This window comes from Pelagibacterium sediminicola (genome assembly GCF_003390885.1).
Classification (GTDB): Bacteria; Pseudomonadota; Alphaproteobacteria; order Rhizobiales; family Devosiaceae; genus Pelagibacterium; species Pelagibacterium sediminicola.
The window spans coordinates 18,257-31,720 of the sequence record NZ_QMEL01000011.1 but is presented as its reverse complement, the minus strand read 5'-3'; the positions used below and the strand labels follow the sequence as shown (position 1 = coordinate 31,720).

Annotated in this window: 15 protein-coding genes; 10 read left to right on the top strand and 5 right to left on the bottom strand. The window is 63.7% G+C overall.

Going from position 1 to position 13,464, the window contains the following annotated elements:
* Positions 1-28 precede the first annotated feature (28 nt).
* The 8 genes from DQG18_RS16770 to DQG18_RS14330 all read left to right on the top strand — a co-directional run bounded on the left by DQG18_RS16770 (position 29) and on the right by DQG18_RS14330 (position 6,785).
* The gene (locus DQG18_RS16770) at positions 29-547 is read left to right on the top strand and encodes a CopG family antitoxin (protein WP_425454228.1); all 519 of its coding nucleotides are present in this window, start codon (positions 29-31) and stop codon (positions 545-547) included.
* Positions 548-803: 256 nt separating this feature from the next.
* The gene (locus DQG18_RS14360) at positions 804-1,361 is read left to right on the top strand and encodes an HdeD family acid-resistance protein (protein ID WP_116654942.1); all 558 of its coding nucleotides are present in this window, start codon (positions 804-806) and stop codon (positions 1,359-1,361) included.
* A gap of 122 nt (positions 1,362-1,483) precedes the next feature.
* Positions 1,484-3,391 carry a DNA primase gene (dnaG, locus tag DQG18_RS14355; RefSeq protein WP_116654941.1) on the top strand — a complete coding sequence of 636 codons (1,908 nt, stop codon included), beginning with the start codon at positions 1,484-1,486 and terminating at the stop codon, positions 3,389-3,391.
* A 266-nt stretch (positions 3,392-3,657) separates the two neighbouring features.
* Complete coding sequence (gene rpoD / locus DQG18_RS14350) at positions 3,658-5,721, top strand: RNA polymerase sigma factor RpoD (RefSeq protein WP_116654940.1); 2,064 nt, start codon at positions 3,658-3,660, stop codon at positions 5,719-5,721.
* A gap of 15 nt (positions 5,722-5,736) precedes the next feature.
* Entirely contained in the window at positions 5,737-5,922 is a 186-nt protein-coding gene (locus tag DQG18_RS14345) for a DUF4160 domain-containing protein (RefSeq protein WP_116654939.1), read from the top strand.
* Positions 5,912-6,184, top strand: coding sequence for a DUF2442 domain-containing protein (locus DQG18_RS14340; RefSeq protein ID WP_157970194.1), 273 nt, complete (start codon positions 5,912-5,914; stop codon positions 6,182-6,184). The genes DQG18_RS14345 and DQG18_RS14340 overlap by 11 nt, the downstream gene beginning before the upstream one ends.
* A gap of 10 nt (positions 6,185-6,194) precedes the next feature.
* On the top strand, positions 6,195-6,482 hold the full coding sequence (locus tag DQG18_RS14335; protein ID WP_116654937.1) for an HlyU family transcriptional regulator: 288 nt from the start codon (positions 6,195-6,197) through the stop codon (positions 6,480-6,482).
* A 78-nt stretch (positions 6,483-6,560) separates the two neighbouring features.
* Positions 6,561-6,785 (top strand): hypothetical protein, encoded by a 225-nt coding sequence (locus DQG18_RS14330; RefSeq protein WP_116654936.1) that lies wholly within the window; start codon positions 6,561-6,563, stop codon positions 6,783-6,785.
* A 132-nt stretch (positions 6,786-6,917) separates the two neighbouring features.
* Here the strand turns inward: DQG18_RS14330 and DQG18_RS16225 are convergent, their stop codons facing one another.
* Positions 6,918-7,085, bottom strand: coding sequence for a hypothetical protein (locus DQG18_RS16225; RefSeq protein ID WP_157970193.1), 168 nt, complete (start codon positions 7,083-7,085; stop codon positions 6,918-6,920).
* A 69-nt stretch (positions 7,086-7,154) separates the two neighbouring features.
* Positions 7,155-7,766 (bottom strand): tellurite resistance TerB family protein, encoded by a 612-nt coding sequence (locus DQG18_RS14325; RefSeq protein ID WP_116654935.1) that lies wholly within the window; start codon positions 7,764-7,766, stop codon positions 7,155-7,157.
* Positions 7,767-7,859: 93 nt separating this feature from the next.
* Here DQG18_RS14325 and DQG18_RS14320 point away from each other — a divergent pair, with 93 nt between their 5' ends.
* On the top strand, positions 7,860-8,480 hold the full coding sequence (locus DQG18_RS14320) for a GyrI-like domain-containing protein (RefSeq protein WP_116654934.1): 621 nt from the start codon (positions 7,860-7,862) through the stop codon (positions 8,478-8,480).
* Between the two features lie 65 nt (positions 8,481-8,545).
* Here DQG18_RS14320 and DQG18_RS16580 read toward each other — a convergent pair whose 3' ends face one another.
* On the bottom strand, positions 8,546-10,807 hold the full coding sequence (locus tag DQG18_RS16580) for an OmpA family protein (RefSeq protein ID WP_116654933.1): 2,262 nt from the start codon (positions 10,805-10,807) through the stop codon (positions 8,546-8,548).
* 155 nt (positions 10,808-10,962) lie between these two features.
* Entirely contained in the window at positions 10,963-11,322 is a 360-nt protein-coding gene (locus DQG18_RS16370; RefSeq protein ID WP_198669782.1) for a hypothetical protein, read from the bottom strand.
* 337 nt (positions 11,323-11,659) lie between these two features.
* Here DQG18_RS16370 and DQG18_RS14305 point away from each other — a divergent pair, with 337 nt between their 5' ends.
* On the top strand, positions 11,660-12,505 hold the full coding sequence (locus DQG18_RS14305; RefSeq protein WP_245958475.1) for a sulfite exporter TauE/SafE family protein: 846 nt from the start codon (positions 11,660-11,662) through the stop codon (positions 12,503-12,505).
* Between the two features lie 13 nt (positions 12,506-12,518).
* On the opposite strand, the gene DQG18_RS14300 is transcribed toward DQG18_RS14305, so the two are convergent.
* The gene (locus DQG18_RS14300) at positions 12,519-13,232 is read right to left on the bottom strand and encodes an SIMPL domain-containing protein (protein ID WP_116654932.1); all 714 of its coding nucleotides are present in this window, start codon (positions 13,230-13,232) and stop codon (positions 12,519-12,521) included.
* Between the last annotated feature and the right edge of the window lie 232 nt (positions 13,233-13,464).

The window sequence follows — 13,464 nt, the reverse complement described above, 5'->3', positions numbered from 1 at the left end:
TGTCTATACAAAGGGCTACATTTACGTGATGCAGATTGCCGGGTTCGATTGGGATGAAGGCAATTGGCCCAAATGCGGCAAGCATGGCGTGTCGAAAGCCGAGATCGAACGGTCATCGCGGAAGCGCGATTTGTCGTCGATGATCCCAATCCCGGAGAAAAGCGGCTTCGGACGGCAGGAAAAACATTGGTCGGACGGTATGTCTTTGTGGCTTTCACCTTTCGCGCAGGGGCGGGAAAGCAGCTTATCCGTCCGATCAGCGCCCGCTACATGCACCGTAAGGAAATCGAGTTCTATGAAAAAGAAATGGCCCGACTTGAGAAGCGATGAGGATGCGGAACGCTTTGTCGAGGAAGCCGACCTGACCGAATACGATTTCTCCCAGATGAAGCCGGTGAGCTTTGAATTCGAGAAAAAGTCCGCTGCGTTGAACATGCGCATCCCGCAGGCGTTGCTCGATGCGCTCAAGGGCAAGGCAAAGGCGAAAGGCGTGCCGTTCACGCGCTATGTACGGATGCTCATCGAACAAGACATATCCCGGCCTTAGAGTTGGTCGGGGAGCTGTGAGGCTGGGTTGCCCGGATAAACCGGGCAATGACGGGGGAGGAGAAGACTGAAAGGGAAAAGCGGACGAGGTGGGGCTGGCGCGGTCCTTTGATCGGGCCTGCTCTCTTTGTCCATCGTCGCCCGGTTTATCCGGGCGATCCAGCTTCCCGCAAAGGTAGGCATTATCCCTCTGGAGATGCGCTGAAATCGGGATTATTCTCGATTGTGGAGTTTCATCCGGCGAGGGGCCATTCGATATGTCTGAATCTTCCAAAAATTCCCGCCTTCCGTCCATCCTGACCGGGTTGCGCGGGCTTTTGATGCTGTTGGCGGGGCTTTATGCGCTGATCTTTCCGGGGATGGCGCTGCTGGTGCTGACCGTGGCCGCGGGGGCGCTGTTTCTGATCGATGGCGTGCTGGGGCTGTGGTCCATCACCTTCGGGGGCGCCAAGACGGGGAATTTCTGGTTCGACGTCGTACGCAACGTGCTCTCGATCATATCGGGCGTGCTGATCCTTGTCTGGCCGCTGCTGGGGACGCTCGTATGGGCGATGCTGCTGGTCTATCTCGTGGCGTTCCAAGCGATTTTCGTGGGGGTGATGGAGATCGTGGTCATCGTCCGCGAACGCGAGAGCTACGCCAGGATCTGGCCAGTGCTGCTCTCGGGCGCGCTTTATGTGCTGTTCGGACTGCTGCTCGTGTTCTGGCCGCTCTCGGCGGCAACCGCGCTGGTGATGGTCGGCGGCGTGCTGATGATGATCTTTGCGTTCGGGCTGTTCGGCTGGGCGTGGAAGCTCTATCAGGCGGGGCATTGAGTCTTTTGTTTGGTCGCGAGATCGAACCGGGAAAGTCTCCAACTTTCCCTGATCCCACTCCGGTCCCTGTGGAAAACGCCTGATGGCGTGACTTTTGGCGCATGGGTGCTTACCTAGCATCCATGCGTTTTTCCGATGCCTTTCTGGATGAGATCCGAAACCGCCTGCCGATCACGCAGGTGGTGGGGGAGCATGTTGTCTGGGACAAGCGCAAGAGCCAGCCGGGCAAGGGCGACATGTGGGCGTGCTGCCCCTTCCACGGCGAAAAGAGCCCCAGTTTCCATGCCGACGACCGGCGCGGGCGCTATCATTGTTTCGGGTGCGGGGCTTCGGGGGATCATTTCCGGTTCCTGACCGAAAAGACCGGGATGAGCTTTCCCGAGGCGGTCGAGGTGCTGGCCGGGCGGGCCGGGGTGCCGATGCCCGAGCGCGATGCGCGGGCGGAAAAGCGGGCCGAGGCGCGGCGCTCGCTTTATGACGTGATGGAACTGGCGACCACCTATTTCACCGAAGCGCTGGCGCATAATGTCGGCGCGCGGGCGCGGGGGTATCTGCTCGAGCGCGCGGTGCCGGCGGCAATGCAGCAGCGGTTCCGGCTGGGGTTCGCGCCAGACAGCCGCAACGGGCTCAAGGAGTTCCTCGCGGCCAATGGCGTTACGCTCAAGGATATGATCGATACCGGGCTGGTGGTGCATGGCGAGGATATTGCCGTGCCCTATGACCGGTTCCGCAACCGGCTGATGTTCCCGATCACCGATTTCCGGGGGCGGGTGATCGCGTTCGGGGGGCGGGCGCTGTCGGCGGATGTCGCCGCGAAATATCTCAACTCGCCGGAAACCGAACTCTTTCACAAGCGCCAGACGCTTTATAACGGGCAGGCGGCGCGGCAGGCGGGCTATGACGGCAAGCCGGTCGTCGTGGTCGAGGGATATCTCGACGTCATCGCGGCGGTGGCGGCGGGGTTCGAGGGGGCAACGGCCGGGATGGGCACGGCGCTGACCGAGGACCATCTGGCGCTGTTGTGGCGGATGACCGATATTCCGGTCTTGTGTTTCGACGGGGACAGCGCGGGGATGCGGGCGGCGGAGCGGGCGGCGGACATCGCGCTGCCGATATTGCGGCCCGGCAAGAGCATCGCCATCGCCACCCTGCCGGACGGGCTGGACCCGGACGACCTGATCAAGCAGCGCGGGCGGCAGGCGTTTGTGGACCTGATCGCCAATGCGCGGCCGCTGGCCGAGGCGGTGTGGGGGATCGAGACGGCGGGGGGCATTCCCGAGGCGCCCGAGCAGCGCGCGGCGCTGGAAGCGCGGTTGCGCGAGCGGGCGGGGCGGATCGCCGATGTTTCGGTGCGGCGGCACTACTCGCAGGCGTTCGACGAGAAAATTTCATCACTGTTCGTTTCGGCGCGCGGCAACTATCAGGGGCGCGGGCGGGGCGGATATGATGGACGCCGGGCGGGCGGGCGCTCCAACCCCAAGGCCGTTGTCTCGGATTCGCTCATGCGGCGCCTCAAGGGGCCGCTGGACATTCATCCGCGCGATGCAGTGATCGTCATGAGTCTGGTCAATCATCCCGAACTCGCGCAGGCGCGGGTGGAATCGCTGGCGGAAATCGAGTTGCAGTCGCCTCCGGCGCGGCAGGTGCTGGCAGCGTTTCTCGACCTTGCGACCGTCTACCCCGACCTTGGCACCAACGGGGTGCATGAGGCGCTGATCGCGCGCGGGCACGGGCCGGTTCTCGACCGGATGCGCACGTTGCTGGCGCGGCAGGGGGTGTGGCAAGTGGATGCAGACAGCGCACAAATCGACGCAGAGACCGGATTAAAGCACGCGCTGGCCTTGCATTACAAATCCGTTCAACTAAATAGGGAACTCAAAGCAGCCGAGACAGCGCTAGGCGAAGACCTGAGCGAACATTCATTTGAAAGGCTGCGTGACATCCAGAACCAGATTTCCAGTGTCGATGGAACAGAGGCGCTGATCGAGGGATTTGGTTCGTTATCCGGGCGTGCGACGCGGAGCCTCTAAACAGAGGTCTTTCGTGTCCGTGCGCTTTTGCGCATAGGCGCATACGCAGGAAATGGCGCGGTGACGGACCGGATTTCGGGGTTTTCTTTGCGGGTGCAAGCAAAATGTTAACCCTGATGTCGTCCCTTGCCCAGTTGAGCCGTCCTACCCACATCGGGGATCATCATGTCTCGTAAGATCAAGCCGGTAAAGCCCCAGGGCTTTTCTCGATTTCACTCCAAGGGATACACGGCGCCCCCGGCCGGCGCGCTCAGGAGAGCAACTTAATGGCGACCAAGACTGCCAACCCGACCAAGACCGAACAGGACAACAAGCCCGAAGCCAGCAGCGAAGGCCCCGACGGCCCGCTTCTCGACCTTTCGGATGCCGCGGTCAAGAAACTCATCAAGACCGCCAAGAAGCGCGGTTATGTGACCTATGAAGAGATCAACGCCGTCCTGCCCAGCGAGGAGGTGACCTCCGAGCAGATCGAGGACATCATGGCGATGTTCTCGGACATGGGCATCAACGTTGTGGACGAGGACGAGGTCGAGGAAGCCGAGGCGGACAGCGGCGAGGAAGAAGGCGGAGAGCTGGCACCGGCCAGCAGCGGCACCGCCGTTGCCACCACGTCCAATACCAAGGCCGGCTCGGACCGCACCGACGATCCCGTCCGCATGTATCTGCGCGAGATGGGCTCGGTCGAGCTGCTGAGCCGCGAGGGCGAGATCGCCATCGCCAAGCGTATCGAGGCGGGCCGGGAAACCATGATCGCGGGGCTGTGCGAAAGCCCCCTGACCTTCCAGGCCATCATCATCTGGCGCGACCAGCTCGCCGAGGGCGAAATCCTTCTGCGCGATATCATCGACCTCGAAGCGACCTATGCGGGCCCCGACGCCAAGATGGCGGACGCAACCGCGGGCAATGATGAGGAAGAAGAGGACGAAACCCCGGCCGCAGCCGGCCGTCCGCAGCAGGCGGACGCCTCCAAGCCACGCGAGCAGCAGGCCAATGGGGAAGGCGGCGAACAGGCTGAAGGCGGACAGACCGAAGAGGACGACGAGGACGACGAGTACGAGAACAACCTCTCGCTCTCGGCGATGGAGGCTGAACTCAAGCCCCAGGTCGTTGAAACCTTCAACCGCATTGCCGACACCTACGGCAAGATGCGCAAGGTGCAGGACCAGCACGTCGAGGACCAGCTTGCGGCCAAGTCGCTCGATGCGGGCGAGGTCAAAAAGATCGATGCGTGGCGCGACGAGGTGATCCGCGACGTCAAGTCGCTCTCGCTCAACAACAGCCGCATCGAAAGCCTCGTCGAGCAGCTTTACGACATCAACAAGCGGCTCGTGCGCAATGAGGGCCGGCTGTTGCGGCTGGCCGAGGGCTACAAGATCAAGCGCGAGGACTTCCTTTCCGCCTATTACGGGTCGGAACTCGATCCCGACTGGTCCGACAAGGTCAGTCAGCGGCCCGAAAAGGGCTGGACGGAATTCGTTGCCAAGGAGCTTGCGACGATCGACGAGCTGCGCGCCGAGATCCAGACGCTGGCCACCGAAACCGGGCTCGATATCGCCGAATACCGCCGCATCGTGTCCAAGGTGCAGAAGGGCGAAAAGGAAGCCGCCATCGCCAAGAAGGAGATGGTGGAGGCCAATCTGCGGCTGGTGATCTCGATCGCCAAGAAGTACACCAATCGCGGCCTGCAATTCCTCGATCTCATTCAGGAAGGCAATATCGGGCTGATGAAGGCGGTGGACAAGTTCGAGTACCGCCGGGGCTACAAGTTCTCGACCTATGCGACGTGGTGGATCCGGCAGGCGATCACCCGCTCGATCGCCGACCAGGCCCGCACCATCCGTATCCCGGTGCACATGATCGAGACGATCAACAAGATCGTGCGCACCAGCCGCCAGATGCTGCACGAGATCGGGCGCGAGCCGACCCCGGAAGAGCTGTCCGAAAAGCTCCAGATGCCGCTCGACAAGGTGCGCAAGGTTTTGAAGATCGCCAAGGAGCCGATCAGCCTCGAAACGCCGATTGGCGATGAGGAAGACTCCAACCTTGGGGATTTCATCCCCGATACCAACGCGATCCAGCCGATTGACGCGGCGATCCAGTCCAATCTGCGCGAGACGACGACACGAGTGCTGGCAAGCCTCACCCCGCGCGAGGAACGCGTTTTGCGCATGCGGTTCGGGATCGGGATGAACACCGACCATACGCTCGAGGAAGTGGGCCAGCAGTTCTCGGTGACGCGCGAACGTATCCGCCAGATCGAGGCCAAGGCGCTGAGAAAGCTCAAGCATCCGAGCCGGAGCCGGAAACTGCGGAGTTTCCTCGATAACTGATGCTGGGGCGGGGCGATGCCGACGATATCAAGGTTCTTCGGCATCGACATCCGCATGTATGCGCGCGATCACCTGCCGCCGACCGCGCGGAGGCTCGTGCATGAATGGGCATATTTGCACCGGGCTGAGCTAGCTGATAATTGGGAGCTTGCCCAAAAGGATGAACCCCTGCTGCGGATCGAGGGTCTCGATGTTGACTAAGGTCACGAGTTTGACGGTGCTTTCGCCCTATCGCCTTGCTGTCCGGTTCAATGACGGGACGAGCGGCATTCACGATTGCGCGAAACTGGTGTCGGGGACCGGATCCTTGCTCGAGGATTTGCGGCGCCCGGAGTTCTTTGCAAGGGCTTCGCTGGAATACGGGGCGCCGACTTGGCCCAACGGCTTCGATATGGATGCCGAATGGCTCCGGCGGGAAATGGAACAGGCTGGCGAACTGGAACCCGACGCGGCCGCGCAATAGGAGACTTACGGTGTCATTCCTTAAATCCCTTTTCGGTCTCGGCAGCGACAAAGCCCCCGCCACACCTTCCGTGGATGCTCAGGAGGAGCATGAAGGCTTTGTCATCAAGGCGACGCTGATGAAGGCCGGGGGTGAGTTCCAGATCGCGGGGACCATCGAAAAGGAGATCGATGGGGAGACGAAGACCTATTCGTTCATCCGGGCCGACAAGTTCTCCAATAAGGACGATGCAGCCGCCGCGACGCTGGGCAAGGGGCGGCAGATTATCCGTGAGCAGGGGGCGGCGCTGTTTTCCTGACCCGATTTGCCTTTGCGGGGGCGTAGGGCTAGAAGAGCGCCAGCTTCCCTTTTCCTTTGACAGAACTGGACATTCCTTATGGCAAGGAAACCGACCGTACGTACGGAGTACGTGCTTTTCGACGTCGTCTATGAGGACGGCAGCCAGCGCTCCAACCGCAAGGTGGACACCAGTCTTCTGGGCGGGCTCGACGGCGATGAGCCGGCGCGCACCGCCATCATGGAGCAGGACCGCGAGATTTCGCTCAAGTCCGGCATTCCGCCGCTGGCGATCAAGACGATCGCGCGCAGCGGCAAGAAATAGGCCTCCTCGGGCGCGGCACCCGCCTCGAACTGCTCGCGCGTTACGGACCGAGAAAGGCCATCTCGATCGTGGCTCCGCCCCGATCGAGATGGCACATGCGTGTAACCATCGCCCGGAACAGGGCGCTTTTTTTTAACGCGCAGCAGGCTCGGGTACGATGATCGGCGCGCCGTTGGGATCGGTGCCCACGGTCAGGGCGAACCAGCCGAATGCGATCAGCCCGACCACAAAGGCGATGCGCACGATCCAGCGGATGGTATCGTTGCGGGTGTGCGGATGGCTGGGGTCGAGATAGGTCATGGCAGGACCTCGCAGTTGCATTGCCTCGAAACGTTAACCTTGGCGGCCGGAATCGGTTCCTTCAATGGGTTACTGTGCCGCAGCGGCGTGAATCTCGGATACCAGCGTATCGGGAAGATTGAGGCGGGCCGCGAGAGTTTCGAGATAGCGCAGTTCCTCGGGGCCGTTGCCGTCGATGGCAACGAGGGAGGCGGCATAGATCTCGGCGGCGTGCTCGGGCGTGTCCGCCCCGCGTACCACCGCCTCGATATCGAGCGGAGTGGAAAGCTCGTCGAAAACGAAGGCCTTGTCGGCGGCGGACAGATCCATTGATTCGAGCCGGGCGAAAATGCGCTCCTTTTCATCGGCGTCGATGCCGCCATCGGCCTTGGTGGCCGCGATCATGGCGCGGACGAGCGCCTTGCCCAGATCTTCCCTTGCGGCTTCATCGGCCTCGGAAGGCATGAACGGGCCGGGGGGCGGGGTTTCGACGGCGGTGGAATCATCGGGCTGGCGGTTCTTCTGCCAGGCGTTGTAGGCAATGGAGCCGATGGCGGCGAGGGCGCCGTATTTGACGAGTTTCCTGACGCCGCCACCGCCGAGCAGCATGCCCGCGGCAAGCCCGGCCGCGCCCGCGCCCGCGGTGCGCTGCATGTTGGGGTCGGTCCTGAGGGCGGTGACGATGCGGTCGATGTCGAACATTGTTTCTGGCTCCGATAAGCGGTTGACTTGAGATAGGAGCGGCGCCGATTCCGCACAAGACCGGCACGGGAAATTTGGGAAAAAGGGCAAGCGATGGGTGAGAAGGTCGATTTCAGGAAGGCGATGAAGCCGCTTTACGGCCCGACCATCCGGCAGGGCTTGCACATCGTCGATGTGCCGCCGATGCGGTTCCTGATGATCGACGGTAAGGGCGATCCCAATACTGCCGCGGACTATCGCGACGCGCTCGAAACGCTTTATCCGGTCGCCTATGCGATCAAGTTCGCGAGCAAGACCGAACTGGGCCGGGACTATGTGGTGCCGCCGCTGGAAGGGCTGTGGTGGGCGGACGACATGAAAACGTTCATCACCCGCGAGAAGAGAAAGTGGCAGTGGACCATGATGCTGATGGTCCCCGAATGGGTGGGGCCCAAGGTGATCGATGCGGCGATCGTCAGGGTCGGGAGAAAAAAGAATATGCCCAAGGCGCTGGGCAAGCTGCGGGTCGAGCTTTTGGAGGAAGGCAGGGCGGCGCAGGTGCTCCATATCGGGCCCTATGACGATGAGGGACCGGTGCTGGAAAAGATGCATCGCGCGTTCATCCCGGCGCAGGGGCTGACGATGGTGGGCAAGCATCACGAAATCTATCTCTCCGATCCGCGCAGGGTGGTGGCGGCGAAACTGAGGACGGTGCTGCGGCAGCCGGTGCGGTAGGGGGCGGCGAGGCCAGTTTAAAAAAGAGGAAGGCCGGGCGCTTGGACGCCCGGCCTTCTCTTTGGTTAGCCTATGGAGCCGACGGGGGTGATGAGCGGGGTTATCCTGCGGATCGTGACGCGGCGGTTGAGGCGTTCGGCGGCCTGCGTGTTGATCTTGAGGTAACGCTCGCCATAGCCCTGGGTCGCGAGGTTTTCCGGCGGGATGCCGTAGACGCGGGTGAGAGCGTAGGCGATGGATTCCGCGCGGCGGTTCGAGAGCTCGAGGTTGTAAAGATCGGCGCCTACTGCGTCCGTGTGGCCTTCGATGAGGAAGGTTTCGGCGGGATTGGCGGCGATGAGGTCGAGCATGGCGTTGGCGACCGCCGAGAGCGTTGCCACCTGATCCTGGCCGATATCGGCGCTGGCGGTGGCAAAGGTCAGGTCGCCGATTTCGAGGCGCCGGACCATGTCGCGCAGGCGCGAGGAGCGCTTGACCTCCTCGATGGTGTAGTAACGCTCGAGCGTTTCCACCGGGGGTTGGCCGAGAAAGCTCGCCACGCGCTGCTCGTTGGCATGGCTTGCATCGAGCACGTATTCGCGCGCGGGGATGTTGAGCCGGAGCGGGGGCAGCTGGCGGCCCGGATCGATCCAGCGGCCCTGTTCGTCGTAACGGCGATAGCTGTCATCGACATAGACGAGCAGGATTTCGCGGCCATCGCGCTCGATGCGCGAGCGGCGGACGATGTCGCCATAGCGATCGCGGATAGTGACGAGCTGGGTGCCGTCGGGGCGCACGATGACCTCGCGGGTCCGCCCGCCGGGCAGGTCCTCGACCCAGTAGTCGCGGTAATTGTCCTCGATGATGCGCGGGGTATCGAGCGAATCGATGAAGTAGTTGGCGCCGATGGCAAAGACCGTGGCCAGCCCGATGGTGGTGATCAGCTCCATGTTGGAGGGGCGCTCCACGGGACCCACGAGTTCGGCGCCCTGCTGCTCGGCGGTGAGCGGCGCGGTTTCGCGGCGCGTGCCTTCCTCGGCGGTGATGGCCTCGATCTGCTCGACATCGACATCGGGCTGGGCCTCGGCGTCACTGACGGGGGGAGCGGTCTGGGCCGTTTCCTCGACGGGGGCGGGGGTGGTTTCGGCTTCGACGTCCGCTTCGGCCTCGACATCCGCTTCGGCTTCGCCCTCGGCTTCGACCGCGGTTCCGGTTTCACCGCGCGCTTCCTCGGCGGCGGCGTCCTTTTCGCTGTCGAGCAGGGGCGCGACCTCATCGACGTCGACGTCTTCGGGAACGATTTCGCCCTGGACGTCGCCATCAAGGACGATGTCGTCGCGCAGTTCTTCGTCCTCGACCGGCTGTTCTTCCTCTACGACCGGCTGTTCACCCGTTTCCTCGGGGGCGGGCAGGGTCACAGTCGGGGTCTGGCCATCGGGGGCGACGATTTCGAGTTCGATGCCGAAGGTGGCAAGGCAGGTGTCGAGATCGGTGAGGCCGACGGTGGCGCAGATGTCGCGCAATTCGGCTTCCGCGCCGGCCAGAGCGTTGGCGGCGGCGTCAACGTCGCCGCCCGCTGCGAGGGCCGCCTCGTAATCGGCCACCGCCTGACGGTAGGCGTCGACCGCATCGACCAGCGGGCCGGGCGCGGCAGTGGGTGCAGGTTCCTCAGCGGGCGGTTGCTCGACCGGGGGTTCGGCGGGCTGTTGCGGCGCCTCGACAGGGGCGGGGGTTTCATCGACGGGGGCGGGTTCTTCCGCTGCCGGTTGCTCGACGGGGGCGGGCTGCTGCTCGGGCTCAGGGGCGGGCGCAGGCTCGGGAGCGGGGGCCGGTTGCGGCTCGGGCTCTGGCTGCGGGGCAGGCTGGGGTTCGGGCTCGGGTGCCGGCTGGGGCGCGGGTTCGGGCTCCGGGGCCACCTCGGGCTCGGGGGCGGGCGGCGCTGCTTCCGGCTCGGGCTCGGGGGCAGGTTCTGCAATGGGTTCGGGCTGCGGTTCGGGTTCGGGGACCGCTTCGGGCTGCGGTGCGGGGGCTTCAAGGCCGCCGCTCTGGGCTAGCGCGATGCAGGCCTCGATATCGGGCTGGCCGATGGCGGCGCAAAGCGCCGACAATTCGCCCTCGGCGGCGCTCAGGTTCTGGGCTGCTGCTGCGGTGTCTTCGCCGGCGGCCTCGGCATTCTGGAGCGCGGCGCGGGCTTCAAGATAGGTCTGGATGGCGCCGGCAAGGGCGGGCGGCACGGCCTGGGCGACATCGATGCGGGCCGCTGCGATGCCCTGGGCCTGAACGGGCAGATAAGGCGTTGCCAGCATCAGCATTGCGCTGCTGGCCATGAGTATTTGCTTGAGCTTCATGAAAAAATCTCCTCTGCCCCCCGGCAACGGAAAAGCCACGTGCGCAACCTCTTGCGCTCTGCGGCCAAGTGATGATCGGGACTTATTATACGCAATATGACTACAGGCTGAACGCACCTTCAGGGGTGTGAAGGTGCGTTCAGGGTATCAGGTCGTTAGCCGCCGGGGGCGGGCTCAACCGGAGCCGGTTCGACCGGCGCGGTTTCCGCCGGAGCGGCGGGCGCATCGGTCGCCGGGGCGGTTTCGGTCGCCGGGGCCGGCTCGGTCATGGGCGCGGGCTCGACCATCGGCGCCGTGCCATCGGCAGGCGGAGCGACCGGGGTTTCAAGGGTCGTTGCCGCCGGATCCACAGGGGCAGGCTCGCCGCCGCTCATGGCGATGAAGCCGATGATCAGAACGGCAAGGACAAGCAGGCCCGCAATCCACCAGCCGGCGCTGTTGCCGGTGCTCATGGACTGGTAGTGAGTGCGGTCCGAGCGCTCACGACCAACATAGTCGCGATCAATATCAGCCATTTATCTTCTCCATAATTGCGCCGGTGTTTCCAGGCTCAAGGGCAAGAGCGTATTCACCGGCATTCAGCCCACCGGTCCTGCGCGTGCATCGCGATGCACGCCGCCCGACCATCGTGACTGGATTGTGTGAAAACGCGAGGATGCGGTTTGGGTTCCCGCGCGGAAATCCGATAGGTATCGGCATGTGGCGGAGAAGAGACATATGCGGTGGGAACAGGCCGCAATCATGGCCGGAAGATCGTTTCACCCAGCCTTGGTCCTCGCAATAGCTGGCGGGAAAACGGGTGGGGGCCTTGACCTCAGGGGGTGGACAGGGCTGATAGGCCGGTATCGTTTCTTGCCCCGAGTCTTCGCCTTGCCCGAAATCCTGACGCTTTATCTTCCCTTTGCCCTTGGCCTGATCGCCACGGGGCTCGTTTCCGGTGTGATGGCGGGGCTGCTCGGCATTGGCGGGGGCATCATCATGGTGCCCGCCATGGTGCTGGCCTATCAGCTTTTGGGTTATGACCCGGCGGTCATCATGCATGTGGCGGTGGGCACTTCGCTGGGCGTCATCATCCCCACGGGGTTGCGGAGCGCAGAATCGCACAACAGGCGCGGTGCGGTGGACTGGACGATCACGAAGCGGTGGGGGCCGTGGATCGTCATTGCCTCGCTGATCGGGGGGCTGATGGCGGGGCTTTATACGGCGGCGGCGCTCAAGATCATCTTCGGGGTGATGGCGCTGTTCATCGCGCTCAACATGGCGCTGCCGGTACAGCGGCAGTTGATGGAACAACTGGCGCATGTGCCGCTGGCCAACCGGATATCGGCGGCGGTGATCGGCTATGTCTCGGCGCTGATGGGGATCGGGGGCGGCTCGCTGACGGTGCCCACGCTGGTCGCTTTCGGGGTGCCGGTTCACACGGCGGTGGGGACGAGTTCGACGCTGGGCGTGATGCTGGCAGTGCCCGCCGCCACCGGATTCGTGATTTCGGGCTGGGGTGTGGCGGGCGTGCCGCCCTTGAGTCTTGGGTTCGTTAACATCCCCTCGCTCATATTGATCGGGGCCATGGCGGCGCTGAGCGCGCCGCTGGGGGTGGCGCTGGCGCACCGGCTGGATGGAAAGCTGCTCAAGGCGGTGTTTGCGGCGTTCCTCGTGGTGGTGGGCCTGCGCATGATCGCGCAGGCGGTGTTCGGGTAGCGCTCCGGCCGGATCAATCGTCGATCGACCAGGTGACGGTGGCGGTGACCGAATAGCTCAGTTCGCCCGCCTCGACGGGAACCGACTGGGCGACGGCCATGTCGAAGGCTTCGGCGCGCATCATCGGGCGGGGCGGGGCGGCGTCCTGCTGCTCAATGATCTTTTCGATCTCGCCAAGGCGGACGCCGGCGGCCTCGGCATAGACCACGGCCTTGTCGCGGGCCGCGGTGAAGGCGCGGCGGCGGGCCTCCTCGAGCAGCTTGGCCGGGTCGGCCACCGAGAAGGTGATCCCGTTGACCGTGTTGGCGCCGACCGACACGGCCTGGTCGAGCACCGCGCCGAGATTTTCAAGGTCGCGCACGGCGATGGTGAGGGCGTTGGAGACCTGATAGCCCGAGATTTCCGGGGGCAGGGTGTAGCCGTTCTCGTCGCGCTGGTCCGAATAGACATATTGCGGGCTGACGTTGAAGTTCGAGGTCTGGATGTCGCGATCCTCGAGCCCGGCGCCGCGCAGGACGCCGATCAGCTCTTCCATGGCGGCCGAATTGGCATTGAGCGCCTCGCGGGCCGTTGCGGCCTGGGTGACGACGCCGGTCGAGACGGTCGCCATGTCCGGGGCGGCGTGGACGACCCCGGTGCCCGAAAGCACCATGTCGCCATCGGCGAGTGCGGGCGCGGCAAGTGCAAGGACGAGCACGGCGGGGGCAGCGGCTTTAATGAGGTTCATTGATGGTCTCCTTGAGATCGAAACGGCGGAACGGCGCTCATCAGGCCGCCCCGATTGACACTTGACTGCCTGCCCGTGCCTGAACCCGGGCTGAATGCAGCGCAATGGAACTGTTGAGACGACCGGCGGCCATCGATCCTTGGTTTCGAGCGCCAATGCGACCGATTTTGGGCAATGGCGCTGGCGCGGTCAACGCTCGCCAAATACGGACAAATGGACGGCGGGGGCGAGA